At 70.6% G+C, this 18,541-nt stretch carries 12 protein-coding genes; 6 read left to right on the top strand and 6 right to left on the bottom strand.

Going from position 1 to position 18,541, the window contains the following annotated elements; all coding sequences use genetic code 11:
- The first annotated feature begins 4 nt into the window (after window positions 1-4).
- Together FLX08_RS34025 and FLX08_RS34020 are read left to right on the top strand one after the other, a co-directional pair.
- Window positions 5-1,051 carry a LacI family DNA-binding transcriptional regulator gene (locus FLX08_RS34025; RefSeq protein ID WP_208761826.1) on the top strand — a complete coding sequence of 349 codons (1,047 nt, stop codon included), beginning with the start codon at window positions 5-7 and terminating at the stop codon, window positions 1,049-1,051.
- 111 nt (window positions 1,052-1,162) lie between these two features.
- Window positions 1,163-3,235 carry an alpha-galactosidase gene (locus FLX08_RS34020; RefSeq protein WP_142624368.1) on the top strand — a complete coding sequence of 691 codons (2,073 nt, stop codon included), beginning with the start codon at window positions 1,163-1,165 and terminating at the stop codon, window positions 3,233-3,235.
- A 51-nt stretch (window positions 3,236-3,286) separates the two neighbouring features.
- Here FLX08_RS34020 and FLX08_RS34015 read toward each other — a convergent pair whose 3' ends face one another.
- Window positions 3,287-4,990 carry an RICIN domain-containing protein gene (locus FLX08_RS34015; RefSeq protein WP_142624367.1) on the bottom strand — a complete coding sequence of 568 codons (1,704 nt, stop codon included), beginning with the start codon at window positions 4,988-4,990 and terminating at the stop codon, window positions 3,287-3,289.
- A gap of 788 nt (window positions 4,991-5,778) precedes the next feature.
- Window positions 5,779-9,324, bottom strand: coding sequence for a glycoside hydrolase family 95 protein (locus FLX08_RS34010; protein WP_244313097.1), 3,546 nt, complete (start codon window positions 9,322-9,324; stop codon window positions 5,779-5,781).
- A gap of 479 nt (window positions 9,325-9,803) precedes the next feature.
- Here FLX08_RS34010 and FLX08_RS34005 point away from each other — a divergent pair, with 479 nt between their 5' ends.
- Complete coding sequence (locus tag FLX08_RS34005; protein ID WP_142624366.1) at window positions 9,804-10,508, top strand: FadR/GntR family transcriptional regulator; 705 nt, start codon at window positions 9,804-9,806, stop codon at window positions 10,506-10,508.
- Window positions 10,509-10,578: 70 nt separating this feature from the next.
- Here FLX08_RS34005 and FLX08_RS34000 read toward each other — a convergent pair whose 3' ends face one another.
- A complete protein-coding gene (locus FLX08_RS34000; protein ID WP_142624365.1) occupies window positions 10,579-11,274 on the bottom strand; it encodes a FadR/GntR family transcriptional regulator in 696 nt (231 codons plus the stop codon).
- A 426-nt stretch (window positions 11,275-11,700) separates the two neighbouring features.
- Here FLX08_RS34000 and FLX08_RS33995 point away from each other — a divergent pair, with 426 nt between their 5' ends.
- Genes FLX08_RS33995 through FLX08_RS33985 form a run of 3 tightly spaced genes read left to right on the top strand, consistent with a single transcriptional unit; the run spans window position 11,701 to window position 15,401 of the window.
- Window positions 11,701-12,783, top strand: coding sequence for a sugar ABC transporter substrate-binding protein (locus FLX08_RS33995; RefSeq protein ID WP_142624364.1), 1,083 nt, complete (start codon window positions 11,701-11,703; stop codon window positions 12,781-12,783).
- A 13-nt stretch (window positions 12,784-12,796) separates the two neighbouring features.
- Window positions 12,797-14,362 carry a sugar ABC transporter ATP-binding protein gene (locus FLX08_RS33990; protein ID WP_142624363.1) on the top strand — a complete coding sequence of 522 codons (1,566 nt, stop codon included), beginning with the start codon at window positions 12,797-12,799 and terminating at the stop codon, window positions 14,360-14,362.
- Window positions 14,355-15,401 (top strand): ABC transporter permease, encoded by a 1,047-nt coding sequence (locus FLX08_RS33985; RefSeq protein WP_142624362.1) that lies wholly within the window; start codon window positions 14,355-14,357, stop codon window positions 15,399-15,401. The genes FLX08_RS33990 and FLX08_RS33985 overlap by 8 nt, the downstream gene beginning before the upstream one ends.
- 83 nt (window positions 15,402-15,484) lie before the next feature.
- Here FLX08_RS33985 and larE read toward each other — a convergent pair whose 3' ends face one another.
- The 3 genes from larE to FLX08_RS33970 are packed head-to-tail and all read right to left on the bottom strand — an operon-like array spanning window position 15,485 to window position 18,378.
- Window positions 15,485-16,378, bottom strand: coding sequence for an ATP-dependent sacrificial sulfur transferase LarE (larE, locus tag FLX08_RS33980; RefSeq protein WP_208761825.1), 894 nt, complete (start codon window positions 16,376-16,378; stop codon window positions 15,485-15,487).
- Window positions 16,371-17,084 (bottom strand): FadR/GntR family transcriptional regulator, encoded by a 714-nt coding sequence (locus tag FLX08_RS33975; protein ID WP_142624361.1) that lies wholly within the window; start codon window positions 17,082-17,084, stop codon window positions 16,371-16,373. The genes larE and FLX08_RS33975 overlap by 8 nt, the downstream gene beginning before the upstream one ends.
- Window position 17,085: 1 nt before the next feature.
- Window positions 17,086-18,378, bottom strand: a complete 1,293-nt coding sequence (locus tag FLX08_RS33970) for an L-fuconate dehydratase (protein WP_142624360.1) — start codon at window positions 18,376-18,378, stop codon at window positions 17,086-17,088.
- Between the last annotated feature and the right edge of the window lie 163 nt (window positions 18,379-18,541).

Here is an 18,541-nt window from a genome sequence, read left to right as displayed (position 1 = left end):
ACTCATGGAAGTTACCGGTCACATGCCTCCCCAGGACGCTCCCCGGACGCGCTCGGCGAGCATCTGGGACGTCGCCCGGGTGGCCGGTGTCTCCCAGCAGACCGTGAGCCGCGTCATCAACGGCAAGGCCCGGGTCAGCGAGGCGACCCGGGCCAGGGTCCTCCAGGTCATCGCCGAGCTCGGCTACCGGCCCAACCGGCTGGCCCAGGCGCTGGCCGGAGGGCCGGTCCGCTCGGTCACCGTCCTCACCTCCGACACCGCCCTGTACGGCGCCGCCGCCACCCTGCGCGGCATGGAGGAGGCGGCGAGAACCGCCGGGTTCTCCGTCGGCATCAGCGTGCTGGAGCGCGGCTCCGGCCAGGCGGACATCGCCCTGCGGCTGAACCGGCCCGGGGAGGCGGTCATGGTGATCGCCTTCGACGACGCGGGCGTGCGCGCGCTGCGGGCGCTGCCCGCGGACGTCCCGGTCACCGCGGCCGTCGAGCGGCGGCCCGACGACGGTCCCGACGACCCCTGGCAGATCTGGCTGGACGACCGGGCGGCGGCCGCGCACGCGACCCGCTACCTGCTGAGCCTGGGGCACCAGACCGTCCACTACGTGGCCATCCCCTCCTCCACCAGCGCACTGCCGCAGCGAACCCAGGGCTGGCAGGACGCGCTCCGCGCCGCCGGCCGGCCGCTGCCCGAGCCGCTGCCCGGCGGCTGGAGCCCCCGATCCGGCTACCTCGCCGTACGTTCCCTGCTCGCGGACCGTTCGGTCACCGCGATCCTGTGCGGCAACGACGACCTGGCCCTGGGCGTCATGCGTGCCGCCCGCGAGGCCGGGCGGGACATCCCCGGCGACCTCAGTGTGGTCGGCTTCGACGACTCCCCGCCCTCGGCCTACCTCAACCCCTCGCTCACCACGGTGCGGCTCGACTTCGAAGGTCTCGGCCGGGCCTGCTTCGGCCTGCTGCACCGCAGGCTGGACCCGCAGAACGCCGCGGCCGTCCCGGCCTGGAGCGAGCCCGAACTCATCGTGCGGGAGAGCAGCGGCCCGGCGCCCTCCTGAACTCCCGAGCCCGCCTGACCTCCCGATCCTCCACCGGCCCTCCGCCACGCCATGCGGGTGGAGCGTTCCGCATGTCATGCCGTCCTTCTCCTTCGCCGTCGAAAGGCCGAGATGATCCACCACGACTCCGAACACCGCCTGTGGGTGCTGTCCGGGCCGTCCTCCTCCTATGTGCTGCACCTCGACGCGGCCGACCGGCCGCGCGTCCTGCACTGGGGCCCCCGGTTCACCCCCGAGCAGGCGGCCTCGCTCCTGCTACGGCTGCCCCAGCCCGGCTTCCGGCCCGTGGAGGACCCGCTGGAGGGCTCCTTCGACCTGGTCGCGACCGGGGGCCTGTGCTACGGAGACGCCGGGTTGCAGGTGCGCTTCGCCGACGGCACCCGCGACCTGGAGCTCGTCTTCACCGGGCAACGCCGCACCGATCGGGAGCTGGTGCTGGCGTACGCCGACCGTCACTACCCGCTGGCCGTGGAGTGCCACTACCGCCTGTCCGGCGACGTGATCGAGCGCCACCTGGTCCTGCGCAACGAGGGCGAGCCCGTCACCGTCGCGCGGGCGGACTCCGCCACCTGGGTGCTCCCCCGGCTGAACGGCTACCGGCTCAGCTCCGTACGCGGCCAGTGGGGCGCCGAGACCCGCGTGCACCGCACCGAGCTGCCGTACGGCGAGACCGTCATGACCAGCCGCAGAGGTGTGACCAGCCACCAGGCCAACCCCTGGGCGATGGTCGACGACGGCACGGCGGGCGAGGAGCACGGCGCGGTCTACTCCTGCGCGCTGGCCTGGAGCGGGAGCTGGCGGCTCACCGCCCAGCGCCTGCCCACCGAGCGGGTGACGCTGTCCGCGGGGTTCGGGCACGACCCCGTGACCTGGGAGCTGGGCACCGGAGAGGAGCTGGTCACGCCGGTGTGCGCCGGGCTCTACACCGAAGGCGGCTTCGGCGCCGCCAGCCGCGCCTGGCACGACCACCAGCTCCGGCATGTCCTGCCACATGCCGGCGAGCTCCGGCCGGTGCTCTACAACTCCTGGGAGGCGACGGGCTTCGACGTCTCGCTGGACGGGCAGATCCGGCTGGCGGAGTCGGCCGCCCGGATGGGCGTGGAGCTGTTCGTGGTGGACGACGGCTGGTTCGGCGCCCGCACCCACGACGCCGCCGGGCTCGGCGACTGGTATCCCAACCCGCGCCGGTTCCCCGACGGGCTCGGGCCGCTGATCGACCGGGTGCACGAGCTGGGCATGCTGTTCGGGCTGTGGGTGGAGCCGGAGATGGTCAACCCCGACAGCGACCTCTACCGCGCCCACCCCGACTGGGTGATCCACCGGCCGCATCGGCGGCGCACCGAGCACCGCAACCAGCTCGTGCTCGACCTGTCCCGGCCGGAGGTCGGGGACTGGCTGTTCCGGACGCTGGACGAGTTGCTGGCCAAGAACGCCATCGACTTCCTCAAATGGGACATGAACCGCCCCTTCACGGAGGCCGGCCCGGACGAGCGGCTGTGGCTGGGCCACGTGCACACCCTGTATGACGTGCTCGACCGGCTGCGCGCCGCCCACCCGCACGTGCGGATCGAGTCGTGCAGCAGCGGCGGCGGCCGGGTGGACCTTGGCATCCTGCGCCGCACCGACCAGGTGTGGACCTCCGACAACACCGACGCCCTCGACCGGCTGGACATCCAGCACGGTTTCTCGCAGCTCTACCCGGCGCGGGTGATGGGCGCGTGGGTCACCGACAGCCCCAATCCCTACACCGGCCGGGAGATCCCCCTCGACTTCCGTTTCCACGTGGCCATGGCCGGGCTGCTCTCGATCGGCGGGGCCCTGGACGAGTGGAGCCGGGCCGACCTGGATCGGGCGGCCGAGCTCGTCGCCGACTACAAGCGGATCCGGCGACTGGTCCAGCACGGCCGGCAGCACCGCCTGCTGCCGCCGGGCGGCGAGCTGTCGGCCGTGCAGTATCTCGCCCCCGACGGCGCCGAGGCCGCCGTGCTCGTCTACCGGCGCGCCCGCCGGTTCGGGCACGCCGATCCGGGGATCCCGCTGCGCGCCCTCGATCCGCAGGCACGCTACCGCGACGCGGTCACGGGAGAGGTCCACCACGGGGCCGTGCTGCTCACCCACGGCCTGTTCCCCGAGCTGGCTCCCGGCGACTACGCCAGCGCCATGATCCACCTGGTCAGGGAATAGGCGTGCCGGAAGCAGGAGGCCCACCGGGCGCCCGGTGGGCCTCCTCGCCTGTCACCTGGAGGTCAGGACCAGGCGGTAGGCGCCGTTGGCGTCCTGGTTGGCGATCGGGATCGTGACACTGCCGTTGGTGACGGTGTAGGCGTTCGACCACACCCGGGTCGCCGCCGCCACGTTCGTCTTGCGGCCGGAGCCCGGGACGTACTCGAGGGTCGCCGTGACCGAGGAGCCCAGCCCGCCGATCCCGTCGACGCGGATCGAGTTGTCGCCGGCCTGGCCGCCGAAGACCAGGCTGAACGTCCTGCCGTCGTAGGCGGCCACGCCGTCGTTGTTCGTGGCCGGGGTCACCTTGACGATGTTGCCGGTCTGGTCGGCGTACCACTTGTACATCCAGTACGACGCCGTCGGCTGGCCGTTGTTCAGCAGGCCGTTGAGCGTGCCGGCCTCGTACCAGAACGCCCGCTCGGCGTCGCGCACGCCCTCGCGCTCGAACTGGGCGACGTAGTGGTTGACGCTGCTCGGCACGTCGATCTCGCCGGTCGTGGCGTACTCGTTGATGGAGATGGGCCGCGGCGAGATGCCCAGCTCGCGCTCCAGGGCGCGGTAGGCGCGGACGTTCGCGGTGACGTTCCGCCATCCGCCCAGCTCGTGCCACGACACGACCTCGGGCAGGGTGTTCGTGGCCTTGGCGTTGTTGAGGAAGGACCGCATCCGGTTGATGTCCAGGTAGGAGTAGCTCGGGCCCATGATGGGCTTGTTCGGCTCGCTCTGCCGGATCCGCTGGTAGGTGCGCACCCACCCCTCGTTGAAGGAGACGCCCGCCGCCGACGGCCAGGTCCAGTCCGGCTCGTTCCACGGCTCCCAGGCGTCGATGTTGCTGACGCCCGCCGACTTCGCCGCCGCGATCATCTTGTCGATCCGGCTGTACCAGTCGTTCCAGTTCGTCCAGTTGTACGGGAAGCCGTCGAAGCTGTCGGCCATGTCGACCGTGATCACCGCGCCGATGGCGGCGGCGTTGCGCCAGACGTCGAGCGTGTCACCGATCGGGACCGGGGAGCCGTTCGGCCGGTGCTCGTGCAGCGGCGGCGGCTGGCGGAGCTGGTGCAGCTTCAGCGGCTGCATGATCGACACCGGCGGGGTGTTCGCGTCGGACAGGCCGTAAAGGGTGCCCGACGCCACGCGGGTGACCGGGCGCACGACGCTGCTCGCGTCGACCACGAGGGCACTGCCCCCGCCGCCGGTCGTGGTGTTCCACTTCTGGTTGCTCTGCCCGTTGCAGGTCCACAGGATGACGGCGGTGCCGTTGGCGGTGCCGCCGTGGTCCACGTCGAGGCACAGGCCCGACTGCGTCCCCGTGATCGACCCGTCGGAGTTCTGCCGCCACTTCTGGTTCGCCTGGCCGTTGCACGACCAGATGATCACCTGGGTGCCGGGCGAGGTCTGGTTGTTGTAGGCGTCCACGCACCGGGTGCCGTTCATCGTGCGCAGTTCGCCGGCCGAGCTGAACTCGAAGCCCTGGTTGGCCTGGCCGTTGCAGTCCCAGATGTCCAGCGTGGTGCCGAGCGTGTCGACGTTGCCCTTCACGTCGAGGCACCGGCCGGAGGCGGCGCTCACCAGCGGCGCGGGGGCCGCGGAGGCCGGCGCCGTCCCGGTGAGCGCGGTGGCCACCAGGGTGACGAGCACCGTGAGCAGGCCCAGGGCGACGGCGCTCGGCGACCGTCGCCGCCCGGTCGCCGGGCGAACGGGTAAGTCGTGCATGGTTCTTCTCCTCGTTGGGGGCGTGAGGGTCGTTGGGGGCGTGAGGGTCGTTGGGGGCGTGAGGGTCGTTGGGGGCGTGCAGGTCGTTGGGCGTGAGGGCGGGAACGGCGGAGGCGCGCGGAAGTCGCGCCCCCGGCCGCTCGGCGTCACGGGATCCGCGTCACTGTTTTGAGTTATCGGTAACATCAGGGTGTAGAGCGTGCCGTTGACGGTGTCAAGCCCCGGCGACTCGCCCGGATGCTTCACCGGGCCACGATGCCGCCTCAATCCGCAGGTCAACCGAGCTTGTGCAGATTCACCCCGGACGTGGACGATTCATCGTCGCAGAGCGTCTCTCTTGACGATCATCTGTGGTAGCGGTAACACTTGCGCCCGTCGGCTGTCACGTCCAACTGCCCAGGAGTGCCCGTGGACCGAAGAGGCGACCACCAGGGCGTGGCGCCGCCCGGTGGTGACGGTGGAGAAGAAAACGGCCAGGTCTCTGATCACGGAGACCTGGCCTGGTGAACGTCGACGACCGTGGTCAGACGGCGATGACGGTCCACTGGTTGTCGGTGCTGTTCTGGGGCGTCCACATGCCGGCGCCGGAGCCGGTGGTGGCCGGCTGATCACGCTTGCCCGCGTTCTGCCGGGACCGGCCGGCTGGGCGGCCGGCCCCGGGTTGTGCTACAGCGGTGTCCTCGTCGTGGTGATCGAGGTCCCACGACGAGGACACCGCCGTGATGCGGACGGCCGGCGATCGGCTGCCGGCCGGCCACGTGCGTGAGCGGCTTGGCGATGCCGGCGGCTCAGCCGCAGCTCGCCGCGCTGTAGGCGACGTCGTAGGACGAGGTGACCTGCTTGCCGTCGATCGTGGCGGTCGCCTTCACGGTGACCGTGCCCGCCTCGATCTGGGCGGCCCGGGTGTTGAAGGACTGGTAGGCCTGCTTGCCCGGAGCCACGTCGGCCACCGTCTTGGACCCGTACGGGGTGGTCAGCGTGATCGTCGCCGGCACGCCGGAGTCGTTGACGGCCGTGACCGCCACGTACGCCGAACTGCCGATGCAGCGGGAGGACGCGGTGACGGTCAGCTTGACCTCCGGCTCGGGCGGCGTGGCGGAGTCGAGCGCGACGGCGAAGATGTGCATCGTGGCGACCCCGTTCGCCGCCGCCGGGCTGATGTCGGGCAGGTCGACGCGGGAGATCTCCTTGTTCTGCAGAGCTACGCCGGAGTAGTAGATGGTGGCGGGGGTGTTCTGCCGCTGGTTGTTCGGCCGGTTCTGGTAGGGGGCCACGACGGCGGCGTCGCTCCCCGACCCCGGCGCGCCGTACCAGTCGGGCGAGCTGAGGGTGAAGGTCTGCCTCGTGCCGTCCTTGTAGACGACGGTGGCCGGTCCGGACACCGCGCCGTAGGTCCCGGTCAGCAGGAAGCCGAGCGTCTTGCCGGTGCCGGTCACCTTGAGGGACTGCCCGGAGGCGATGGCGTTGTCGGGGGTGCCCACCGCGACGTCGGGCCACCTGAAGGTCAGCCCGTTCTTGGTGACGGTGGCCCCCGGGGTGACGCCGGCCGACGCCAGCGCCTGGGCGGAGATGCTGGCGCCGTTGCCGTCGAAGTTCCCGGGAGCGGTGTTGGTGTCGTCGGTGACCGCGACGTTGCTGAAGAACTCCTCCAGCGGCTTCTCCCCGCCGCCCCACACCTGCACCGTGGCCGTCGTGGACACGGCCCAGTCCTCGCCCCCTTCGGTGCCGCCGACGACGGCGGTGACGGCCGCGGGGCCGCCTGCCGCGCCGGTGGCGGGAGTGAAGGTGAACTCCACCGTGGCCTTCGCGTCCGCCGACAGCGGCCCGACGCCGGCCTGCTCGGGGGTGACGGTCCACCCCTCCGGCACGGTGAGGGACACCGTCGCCGACGCGAGCGCCTCCTCCACCGCCGTGACGGTGACCTGGACCTTCGCCCCCTCGCCCGGTGTGACCTCGACCGGTGCGGTCACCGTGACCTTCTGCAGCGCGTACGCCCGGTAGGTGTGACCGGCCTGCGCGATGATCTTGACGGCATCGGGCTCGGTCTTCTCCACCGTGACCGTGCCGCCGCCGGTGACGTCGCGGACCTTGTGACGACCGGCGAGGATGCCGCCGCGCACCTTGACGACACCGTCGCGGTCGGGCGTGATGAGGTATTCGTCGGCCTGCCCGTCGCTCCACGCCGCACCGACGGTGTGGCCCCCGCGGCCCCGCAGGCCCCGCACCTTTCCGTTCCGCCAGGCGCCCGGAAGCGCCGGCAGCACGTGCAGCTCGCCGGTGTGGCTCTGCAGCAGCATCTCGGCGATGCCGGAGGTGGCGCCGAAGTTGCCGTCGATCTGGAACGGCGGGTGCAGGTCGAACATGTTCGGCGCGAGCCTGGCCGGCGTGACCAGGAGGCGGACCAGGTCGTGCGCCCGCTTGCCCTCCTCCATCCGCGCCCAGTAGTTGATCTTCCAGGCCAGCGACCAGCCGGTGCCGTCGTCGCCGCGCAGTTCGAGGGTCCGCCGCGCCGCGTCGTACAGCTCGGGGGTGCCGCGCTTGGTGATCTGGTTGCTGGGGTGCAGGCCGTACAGGTGCGAAACGTGCCGGTGGTTCCGCTCGGTCTCGATCCAGTCGTACAGCCACTCCTGGATGTTGCCGCGCGAGCCGATCTTCATCGGGGCGAGCCGGTCCTTGGCGGCCAGGACCTGCGCCCGGAAGCTCGCGTCCACACCGAGGACCTCGCCGGCCTCCGCGCAGCCGTCGAACAGGTCGCGAAGGATCTGGTTGTCCATGGTGGGACCGGCGGCGACGCTGGCGTTCGCGTGGTGGCTGAGCTCGGGCGAGTTCGACGGGTTCGTGACGAGATATCCGAGATTCGGCTCCTCCACGAGAGTGTCGAGGAAGAACTGCGCCGCACCCTTCATCGCCGGATAGTTCTTCCTCAGGAACTCGACGTCGCCGGTGAACAGGTAGTGCTGCCAGATCATGGTGGCCAGCCACGCGCCGCCGGTCTGCCACATGCCCCAGAACGCGCCGTCGACGACCGAGGTCGCCCGCCATGCGTCGGTGTTGTGGTGGGTGACCCAGCCGCCGGCGCCGTACTGGACCTCGGCCGTGCGGGCGCCGGTGACCGTGAGGTCGTTGATCATGCTGAACACCGGCTCGTAGCACTCCGACAGGTTGGTCGTGTCGGCGGGCCAGTAGTTCATCGGCAGGTTGGCGTTGATGGTGTATTTCGAGTCCCACTGTGGGCTCATCGAGTCGTTCCAGATGCCCTGGAGGTTGGCCGGCTGGGTCCCGGGGCGCGAGCAGCTGATCAGCAGGTAGCGGCCGAACTGGAAGAGCAGCGCGGAGAACTGCGGGTCGTCGACGGCACCGTGCTGGGTGATCCGGACGTCGGTCGGCTGGTCGGCCGCGTCGGTGCGGTCGAGTTCGAGCGTCGTCCGGCCGAACAGCTCCTGATAGTCGGCCACGTGCCGGCCGCGCAGCGTGTCGTACGCCGTGCCCTGGGCGGCGTCGAGGTGCCGCCGCGCGATGCCCTGGTAGTCGCCGCTGACGTCCTTGTAGTTCACGTAGCTGGAGCCGATGGAGATGAGCAGCGTCACGCTGTCGGCGGCGGACACCTGGAGCGTTCCGCCGGAACTCGTGACGGTGCCGCCCTCGGCGACGGCCTTGGCCAGCGCCAGGAACTTGACCTGGCCGGTGATGCCCTCGAAGTTTCCCGAGACGCCGTCGAGCGCGACGGTGGAGCTGTCCGGGCTGGTGAGCGTCGTGCGCTGGGGGCTGTCGAACGTCGCGCTGAAGGTGATCGAGCCGGGCTTGTCGGCGGTGAGGCGGACGACGATGACCTGGTCGGGCGCGCTGGCGAACACCTCGCGCTTGTATCGCACGCCGTTCAGCAGATAGTTGACGGACGTGACGGCGGTGGTGAGGTCGAGCTGGCGGTTGTACTCCGTGAACCCGCTGGTGCCGGGGAAGGTCAGCCTGATGTTGCCGACCGTCTGGTAGGCGAGCTGGCCCGCGGGCTTGCCCAGCATGTTCTGGTCGATCAGCGTCTGGGCCTGGGTCCACTGGTCCTCGAAGACCAGGCGGCGGATCTCCGGCAGCGCCGCCAGGCCCTTGGTGTTGCTCTGGTCGTACGGCCCGCCGCCCCAGACGGTGTCCTCGTTGAGCTGCAGGCGCTCGGTGTCGACGTTGCCGAACACCATGGCGCCGAGGCGTCCGTTGCCGATGGGGAGGGCGCGGAGCCAGTCCGTGCCGGCGCCCTTGTCATACCAGAGCGCCATGTCGTCGGCGGCGCGCACCTCGGAGGGCGCCACCGATCCTGCTCGGGCGACCGCCGTCCATTGCATCGGCAGCATCAGAGCCCCGGCTCCGACCGTGCCGATCTTCATTAATTGCCTTCGCGTCAGATCTGGCATTCGCTCTCCATGCGCATGGCGGCCTTGCCGGCGGCCGGCGCCGCGCCCATGGGCTGCGAGCCCCACATCGGGGAGACGGGCGGGGTTCGGCGGGACCGGCTGCGTGACGAGGCTGTGTAGGGGGTGATGGCAAAGCTACAAAGATTTGATGTATCGGTCAACGATGTCTAGCAAAACCCCCAAAAGGCGGTCATCTGACCCCTCAGTTCCCGGAATACATCTAACCTTTGACGGGGGAAGGCCACGCGGGCGCCGGGTAGCGGCGCGAGGCCGCGTCCTGTATCCGTAGAGCAGCAGCGATTCCCCGGCGACCACGCGCGACGACGTGCGGGCAGGCCGCATCCGCTCCCTGCACGCCAGGGTGACCGGGGAATCCCCCGTTCCGGCCGACCCCTGGGAACCTACCTGCCATGTCACGCACAGACGATGTAGTGGACAGCATCAAGCGGATGATCCTCGACGGCGTCCTGCGGCCCGGCGACCGTCTGCCCGTCGAGAAGGACCTCGCCGAGTCGCTGGGCGTCTCGCGCGGAGCGTTGCGCGAGGGGGTCTCGGCGCTGTCGATCCTCGGGATCGTCAGCACCCGGCAGGGCGACGGGACGTACGTCACCAACCTCGACGCGACGCAGTTGCTGGCTCCGATGGGCTTCGTCGTCGACCTGCACGGCCAGGGCGACCCGCGGCACGTGTACACCGTCCGGCGTCTGCTCGAATCGGAGGCGGCCCGGCTCGCCGCGACCAGCATCACCGACGAGGCGCTCTGCCAGGCCAGGGACCTGCTCGGCGAGTCGGCCCGGATCGTGGATCAGGCGCCCCACGACCACGAGCGTCTCATCGAGATCGACATCGCCTTCCACCGCATCATCGCCGCCCATACCGACAACCCCGTCCTGGTCGGCCTGATCGAGGCGTTCGCCCGGCGCACCGTCCGCGGCCGGCTGTGGCGAAGCCTCCACGAGGAGGGCGCCGACCGGCGTACCCACGACGAGCACGTGGCGATCTGGGCGGCGCTCGCGGCACGCGATCCCGAACGGGCGCGCATCCGGATGGCCAACCATCTCGTCGGGGTCGAGGAGTCCCTCCCCCGGCTGCCCGACGACGGCCCCGCACAGTGATCACCGCACCGTGATCACCGCGTCCTGATCACCGCACCGTGATCACCGCACCCTGGTCACCGCGTCCTGATCACCCCCCGGGACGTGACCGGCCGAGGTTCTCCCGCAGCCAGGTCTCCGTGGTGCTGACGTGCACCAGCGCGGCCGCCTGGGCGAGCGGGGCGTCGCCGGCCGCGAGCGCGCGATAGATGGCGGCGTGCTCGGCGATCGTGCGGCCGGCCGCGTTCTCCTCCACAAGCCCCCGCCAGACCCGCGCGCGGAGAGTTCGGCTGGCGATGCCGCCGAGCAGGGCGGCCAGGGACTTGTTGCCCGTCGCGTCGAAAACGGCCCGGTGGAAGGCGTCGTCGTGGTGGTTGAGCGCTTCGATGTCGTTCTGCGCCGCGATCATCGCGTTGAGATGCCGCTCGACGTCCGCGAGTTGCCCGGCGGTGATCCGGGCGGCGGCCAGACCCGTCGCGACCGGCTCGAACAGCCGCCGCACCTCGGTGATCTCGAGCAGATCGTCGCCCCGCATCATCTCGACGGCGAGGCCGACTCCTTCGAGCAGCAACTCCGGGGAAAGGCTCGTGACGTAGGTGCCGTCGCCCCTGCGCACCTCCAGCACGCGTGTGGTGACGAGGGAGCGGACGGCCTCCCTGAGCAGGTTGCGCGACAGGCCCAGCTCGGCGGCCAGGTCCTGTTCTGGAGGCAGCCGGGCGCCCGGGGGAAGCGTCCCGTCCTTGATGCGCTGCCTGATGCGTTCGATCGCCTGCTCGGTCAACGACATACGTGCATTTTGGTATGCCGGGACACCAGACCTCCACACGGTGCCTCCGCGCACCGAGAACGCCCCCGGACCCCGGCCGCGCCCGCGCCCGGGGAGGGGCGCCACGGCGTGGGCGGCCCGGCACTCACCTGGCGTGCCACGCCGTCCCCGCCGGGCAGACATGCGATGTGTCCGGTCGCCGCGCGCGGACGGTGGCGGCCGAGACGTCGGATCCCTTGCTGATGAGGGTCGCGCGCGTAACGGAATATCACCATCCTTATCCAAAGGTCTGGACACTAGAGCGGTTTTGAGCATAGAAAGACATCCCATGTCCTGTCGTGATTAGCCCACTCACGACGAACCTCGCTCATGCCCCGCACAGCGGCGCGGACATCATCCGAGCGTCGGCGACGGCATGGCAGCCGTGGTGCTTCAGAAGGAGAGACGATGGAACGCAGACGGTTCGCACTCGCCGCGGCCTTAGCCATATCCGGGTGCCTCGCCGCCGCTTGCGGCGGCGACGGCGGCACGGGAGACGGCGGCTCCGGCGGCGGGAACGACGCGGCGGCGAAGCCGGTCATCGGCGTCGACTACCCGCGTTCCGACACGGACTTCTGGAACTCCTACATCAGTTACGTGCCGAAGTTCGCCGGCGAGCTGGGTGCGGAGGTCAAGACCACCAACTCCCAGAACGACATCGCGAAGCTCACCGCGAACGTGCAGACCCTGATGAGTCAGGGTGTGAAGGGCGTGGTCATGGCGCCGCAGGACACCGCGGCGGTGGCGCCCACGCTGCAGCAGCTCGAGAACAAGAAGATCCCCGCCGTGCTGGTGGACACCCGGCCCGACACGGGAAACGCCTTCATGGTCGTACGGGCCGACAACCGCGCGTACGGGGAGAAGGCCTGCAAGTTCCTGGGTGAGAAGCTCGGCGGCAAGGGCAAGGTGGTCATGCTGGAGGGCGACCTGGCCTCCATCAACGGCCGGGACCGCACCGAGGCGTTCAACGACTGCATGAAGCAGAACTATCCCGGCATCACGGTGTTCGGCGAGGCGACGAACTGGGACGGCGCCGTGGCCTCGCAGAAGCTCTCCACGGTCATGACCGCGAACCCCGACGTCAAGGGCGTCTACATGCAGTCGAGCTTCGCGCTCGCCGGCACGCTGCAGGTGCTCAAGCAGCGCGACCTCCTGGTGCCGCCGGACGACCCCAAGCACGTCTTCGTCGTCTCCAACGACGGCATCCCGCAGGAGCTCAAGGACATCGCCGCCGGGAACATCGACGCGACCGTCTCCCAGCCCGCGGACCTGTACGCCAAGTGGGCGCTGTCGTACGCTCAGGCCGCGATCGAGGGCAAGACCTTCCAGCCGGGCCCGACCGATCACGACAGCACCATCATCCAGGTGCGGCCGGGCCTGCTGGAGGACCAGCTGTCCGCGCCGCTCGTCACCGCCGACGGCGGCACCTATGGCGGGATCCCCAGCGTGAAGCACGACGACAAGTCGCTGTGGGGCAACAACCTGAGCTGAGAGGGCGTGACTGATGGAAGAGTTCGCGGGAGGGCCCGCGAGCCCTCCACCCGCCCGTGAGGGCGGGCCGGTCCGTGCGGACCCGCCCGTCGCCGAGGCGGAGAACATCACCAAGAGGTACGGCGAGACGACGGCGCTGGACGGTGCCCGCATCACGATCAGGCCCGGGGAGGCGCACGCGCTGGTCGGGCGCAACGGTGCGGGCAAGTCGACGCTGGTCTCCATCCTGACCGGGCTGCAGGCGCCGGACGAGGGCGAGGTCCGCTTCGCCGGGTCCCCCGCGCCGCGGCTGTCCGACCGGGACGCGTGGCGGGAACGGGTCGCCTGCGTCTATCAGAAGTCCACGATCATCCCTGAGCTGACCGTGGCGGAGAACCTCTACCTGAACCGGCACGACCGCAACCGGCTGGGGCTGGTCGGCTGGAAGAGCCTGTGGCGGAAGGCGGCGGACCTGCTGGAGGCGTGGTCGGTGGACGTCGACGTCCGCCGGCCGGCCGGGGAGCTCGGGGTGGAGCAGCGGCAGTTCGTGGAGATCGCCCGGGCGCTGTCGTTCGGCGCGAGGTTCATCATCCTCGACGAGCCCACCGCCCAGCTCGACGGCGCGGCGATCTCCCGGCTCTTCGACCGGATGCGGGCGATGCGCGAGCAGGGGGTCACCTTCCTGTTCATCAGCCATCACCTGCAGGAGATCTATGAGATCTGCGACACGGTCACGGTGTTCCGGGACGCCCGGCACATCCTCACCGCGCCGGTGGCGGACCTGCCGCAGGGCGAGCTGGTGGCGGCGATGACCGGTGAGGCCGCGGGGCTGCGCGAGCACGCCGTACGCCCGGCGGTTCCGGAGCAGGCCCCGGTGGTCCTCGACGTCCGGGGCCTGTCCGACGGCGACGTCTACCAGGACGTCGACCTCCGGGTGCGGGCCGGGGAGATCGTGGGGCTGGCGGGCCTGGGCGGCAGCGGGAAGACCGAGCTCGCCGAGGCCATCGCCGGGCTGCGCGCTCCCCGGGACGGCACCCTGGAGGTGGCCGGGAGCCGCCCGCGCCCCGGCAGTGTGCCGGAGTCGCTGGCCGCCGGGGTGGGCTTCGTGCCCCGCGACCGTCACGATCAGGGGCTGGTCCCCCTGATGTCCATCGCCGACAACACCACGCTGACCGTGCCGGAACGGCTCGGTCAGGCGGGGTTCGTCAGCGGCCGGCGCAAAGACGCGCTGGCCCGCGAGATGATCACGAATCTCGCGATCAAGACACCCGGCCCGGAACTCCCCGTTTCCGGGCTGTCCGGCGGCAACCAGCAGAAGGTCGTGATGGCCCGCGCCCTGGCCAGCGACCCCCGCCTGCTCGTGCTGATCACGCCGACGGCCGGAGTCGACGTCCGGTCGAAGGAGTTCCTGCTCGGCAAGGTCGAGGAGATCGCCGAAAACGGGACCGGCGTCGTGATCGCCTCCGATGAACTTGACGACCTGCGGCTGTGCAACCGGGTGCTCGTGATGTTCCACGGCCGCGTCGTCGCGGAACTGGCCGCCGGCTGGCACGACCACGAGATGGTGGCCGCCATGGAAGGAGTCGACCTCGATGCCTGACAGCACCACCGCTCCCGCCACCACGGGACACCCTCCGAGCCCACCGGCGCCGGAGGAAGCGGGAAGACGCCGCCCGGCGATCCCCCTGGCACGGCTGCGTGACTTCGCGCTCGTTCCCGCGATCATCGTGATAGCGATCGTCGGGCAGATCGTCAACCCGATCTTCCTGCAGAGCGACAACCTGATCAACATCCTGCAGACCATGTCGGAGATCTCGCTCCTCGTCCTGGCGCAGACGCTCGTGCTGGTCGCCGGCAGGATGGACCTGTCGCTCGAGTCGACCTTCGGGCTGGCCCCCGGCGTGGCCGCCTGGCTGACGGTCGCCGCCGGGACGGGACCGGGGCTCGGGCTGCTGCCCGGCGCCTGGGGGATCCCCGTCACCCTCGCGGTGGGAGTGCTGATCGGGGCGGTGAACGCGCTGTTCATCGTCCGCTTCGGGCTCAACGGCTTCATCGTCACCCTGGGCATGCTGATCGTGCTGCGCGGCCTCCTCACGGGCATCTCCGGCGGGCAGACCTTCTTCAACCTGCCGGAGTCGATGACCTACTTCGGCTCGGCCATGTGGCTCGGCGTGCCCGCGTCCATCTGGATCTGCCTGCTGCTGTTCGCCGCCGGCATCGTGGTCATGGGCTTCACCCGGTTCGGCCGCTCGCTGTACGCGATCGGCGGGAACGTCGACGCCGCCAAGGCCGCCGGAATCCGCACCGACCGGGTGCTGTGGATCGTGCTGATCTCCGCGAGCCTGCTGGCCGCGATCGGCGGTCTCCTGCTGACGGGCCGGCTCGCCTCCGTGGCCGCGGCCCAGGGCGACGGCGCGATCTTCACGGTGTTCGCCGCGGCCGTCATCGGCGGAGTCAGCCTCAACGGCGGCAAGGGCACCGTGTTCGGCGCGTTCACCGGCATCCTGCTGCTCTACATGATCCAGAACGTCCTCACCCTCGCGGGCGTCCCCGCGCAGTGGATCCAGGCGCTCAACGGGGCGATCATTCTCACCGCGCTCGTGATCTCCCGCCTCACCGGCGGCAAGTCGCAGGATTGACGAGAGGGGGAGGCCGATCGCGGCGCCGGTCTCCCCCTCTCCTCTCCTCGCCGCGTACGGCTCCGGTCACGCGGACAAGCGCGTCACGAGGGAAGCAGCGGCAGCAGCGCGTTGAGGCGCCCGGACGCGAAACCGGACAGGTCCAGCGAGCAGAAGGTGAACCCGGCGCCGCGGACCGCGGCGTCGACGCGCTCGCGCAGCTCGCACGCACGCGGGATGGCGGCGCCCGGAACCTCGACCCGGGCGAGGGTGCCGCCGGCGTGGGCGCGCACCCGGCACACCGGGAAGCCGAGATCGCGCAACGCGGCCTCGGCGGTCTCGATCCTGCGCAGGATCTCCGGCGTGACCGGGTCGCCGTAGCTCACCCGTGAGGCCAGGCAGGGCGCGGCGGGCTTGTCCGCGGTGACCAGGCCGAGCTTCCGGCTGACCGCGCGGACGTCGGCCTTGGTGAGCCCGGCGTCCACCAGCGGTGCGATGGCCCCACGCTCGGCCGCGGCCCGCTGCCCGGGCCGGTGGTCGCCGAGGTCGTCGAGGTTGGTGCCGAGCGCGATCCGGGCGCCCATGGCGGCGGCCAGCGGCGTGAGCGCGTCGAACAGCGCCGACTTGCAGTGGTAGCAGCGGTCGGCGCCGTTGGCGGCATACTCGGGCCTGCCGGCCTCGTCCGTGCACACCTCCAGATGGGCCAGGCCGTGGGCGCGCGCGAAGTCGCGGGCGGCGGCCCGCTCGGAGGCGGCCAGACTCGGGGAGACGGCGGTGACGGCCAGTGCGCGCCGGCCGAGCACCTTCGCGGCGGCGAAGGCGAGCAACGCGGAGTCGGCGCCGCCGGAGTAGGCGACGACGACGGCGTCCTCATCGCGCAGCCGGGCCGTCAGCCGGTCCATGGCGTCGCCCGCCGCACCCGCCGCGTCCGCGCCCGCCGTGTCCGCCCGGCCGGCGTCCGCCGGTCCGTCTCCCCCAGGACCGGGACGATCAGTCATGGGAGGCCTCTCCTGCGAAGGCACGCGAGCCGGCGAGGCTCTCCTCGACGCCGAGGACGTGCAGGGCGGCGTGGAGCCTGGCCCGTTCGGAGTCCCGCGCCAGCAGAGCCCGATGGACCGCCCGGTGCTCCCGGAGGGTGCGATGAACGGCCTCGGGGTCGCTCATGCCGCGCCAGATCCGGGCTCGTACGGTGCGGCCCGACATGTTCTGGATGACGGCCGCGAGGACGGCGTTGCCGCAGTGGGAGGCGATGAGCGCGTGGAAGTCCTGGTCGAGGGCGACCAGTTTCTCGTGGTCGACAGGATCGCAGGCGGCCACCGTCTCGGCCTCGTCGAGCAGGTCGCCCAGGTGGACGAGATCGGCGTCCGGGATGCGCGTGGCCGCCAGCGCCGTCGCCTCCGCCTCCAGGATCCTGCGCACATGCAGGAACTCCCCCGCCCCGGCGTCAAGGTGGATGTCGGCGACGAAGCTCATCCCGTCGAGCAGCAGGTCGGGCGAGAGGCTGGTGACGTAGGTGCCGTCGCCCTGCCGGGTCTGCAGCACCCTCATGGCGACCAGCGCGCGGACGGCCTCGCGCAGCGTGTTGCGGGCGACACCGAGCTGTTCGGCCAGAATCTTCTCGACGGGGAGCTTCTGCCCCGGGCGCAGCTCCCCATCGATGATCATCTGCTTGATCGTGTCGATCGCCGTCTCGATGACGCCCACGTCAGCCTCCCCATTGGTGACCATCAGGGTAGCGGTACGCATCGATCGACTCAGGGTGCATACGAGCGCTGTAACCGGGCTTTTCAGGCAGCAGATAGTGGCCGCGCTCGATGCGGACGGGGTCGGTGAAGTGCTCGTGCAGGTGGTCGACGTACTCCAGCACCCGGCCCTCCAGGCTGCCGCTCACGCACACGTAGTCGACCACGGCCATGTGCTGGACCAGCTCGCACAAACCGACGCCGCCCGCGTGGGGGCAGACGGGCACGCCGAACTTGGCGGCCATGAGCAGCACCGGCACGATCTCGTTGACCGACGCGAGCCGGCAGGAGTCGATCTGGCAGAAGTCGATCGCCCCGGCCTGCAGGAGCTGCTTGAACATCACCCTGTTGTGGCAGTGCTCGCCGGTGGCGACGCCGACGGGGGCGATCGCCTTGCGGATGGCGGCGTGGCCGAGGACGTCGTCCGGGCTGGTCGGCTCCTCGACCCACAGCAGCTCGTACGCCGCGAGCCGGTTGACCCACTCGATCGCCTGGGGCACGTCCCACACCTGGTTGGCGTCGACCATGAGCGTGCGGTCGCCGAGCTCCTCCCGGGCGATCGACAGCCGGCGGACGTCGTCCTCCACATTGGCGCCGACCTTGAGCTTCACGTGGGTCCAGCCGTCGGCGACGGCCTCGCGGCACAGCCGGCGCAGCTTGTCGTCGTCGTAGCCGAGCCACCCCGGAGAGGTCGTGTACGCCGGATAGCCGTGCTCGGCCAGCTCGGCGATCCGCTCCTCGCGGGTGGGCGCGAGCCGGGCCAGCATCTCGACGGCCTCGGCGGGGGTCAGCACGTCGGACAGATAACGGAAGTCGCAGGCCGCGACCAGCTCCTCGGGCGTCATGTCGGCGACGAAGCGCCACAGGGGCTTGCCGGCCCGGCGGGCCGCCAGGTCCCAGGCCGCGTTGAGCACGCCGGCGGCGGAGATGTGGACCACACCCTTCTCCGGCCCGAGCCAGCGCATCTGGCTGTCGGCCATGATCTCCCGATAGAGGCCGCCGAGGTCGCCGGCCAGCTCGTCCACGTCGCGTCCGGCCAGCCGCGCCCCGATCTGCCGGGCGGCGGCCACACACAGGTCGTTGCCCCGCCCGATCGTGAACGTGAGACCGTGCCCGGCCAGGTCGCCGTCGTCGGTTTCCAGCACCACGTACGCCGCGGAGTAGTCGCCGTCCGGGTTCATGGCGTCCGAGCCGTCGAGCGTCGCGGAGGTCGGAAACCTGATGTCGATCACGTTCACCGAGGTGATCGTCGGCATGGGCGAACTCCAATTGATCCGATGAATATGGATGGAACAGTAGGATCACACCGACCATAGGTCAAGGCAAGCCCCCCGATATCCGGCCGAAGGCTTTACTTAAACCCGATGAATCTGACAGGCTCTCCACGCGTACGCCCCTGAGAACCAGTGGAGAGGTCAA

Origin of the sequence: Microbispora hainanensis, assembly GCF_006874475.1 — a bacterium.
Lineage (GTDB): Bacteria > Actinomycetota > Actinomycetes > Streptosporangiales > Streptosporangiaceae > Microbispora > Microbispora hainanensis.
This window is presented reverse-complemented; position numbering and strand designations above follow the sequence as displayed.

Bases quoted from the DNA above. Each gene is read 5' to 3' on its own strand.
- FLX08_RS34025 (WP_208761826.1), top strand. From the start codon at position 5: ATGGAAGTTACCGGTCACATGCCTCCCCAGGACGCTCCCCGGACGCGC.
- FLX08_RS34010 (WP_244313097.1), bottom strand. From the start codon at position 9,324: ATGCAATGGACGGCGGTCGCCCGAGCAGGATCGGTGGCGCCCTCCGAG.
- FLX08_RS33970 (WP_142624360.1), bottom strand. From the start codon at position 18,378: ATGCCGACGATCACCTCGGTGAACGTGATCGACATCAGGTTTCCGACC.
- FLX08_RS34000 (WP_142624365.1), bottom strand. From the start codon at position 11,274: ATGTCGTTGACCGAGCAGGCGATCGAACGCATCAGGCAGCGCATCAAG.
- FLX08_RS33995 (WP_142624364.1), top strand. From the start codon at position 11,701: ATGGAACGCAGACGGTTCGCACTCGCCGCGGCCTTAGCCATATCCGGG.
- FLX08_RS33985 (WP_142624362.1), top strand. From the start codon at position 14,355: ATGCCTGACAGCACCACCGCTCCCGCCACCACGGGACACCCTCCGAGC.
- FLX08_RS34020 (WP_142624368.1), top strand. From the start codon at position 1,163: ATGATCCACCACGACTCCGAACACCGCCTGTGGGTGCTGTCCGGGCCG.
- FLX08_RS34005 (WP_142624366.1), top strand. From the start codon at position 9,804: ATGTCACGCACAGACGATGTAGTGGACAGCATCAAGCGGATGATCCTC.
- FLX08_RS34015 (WP_142624367.1), bottom strand. From the start codon at position 4,990: ATGCACGACTTACCCGTTCGCCCGGCGACCGGGCGGCGACGGTCGCCG.
- FLX08_RS33990 (WP_142624363.1), top strand. From the start codon at position 12,797: ATGGAAGAGTTCGCGGGAGGGCCCGCGAGCCCTCCACCCGCCCGTGAG.
- larE (WP_208761825.1), bottom strand. From the start codon at position 16,378: ATGACTGATCGTCCCGGTCCTGGGGGAGACGGACCGGCGGACGCCGGC.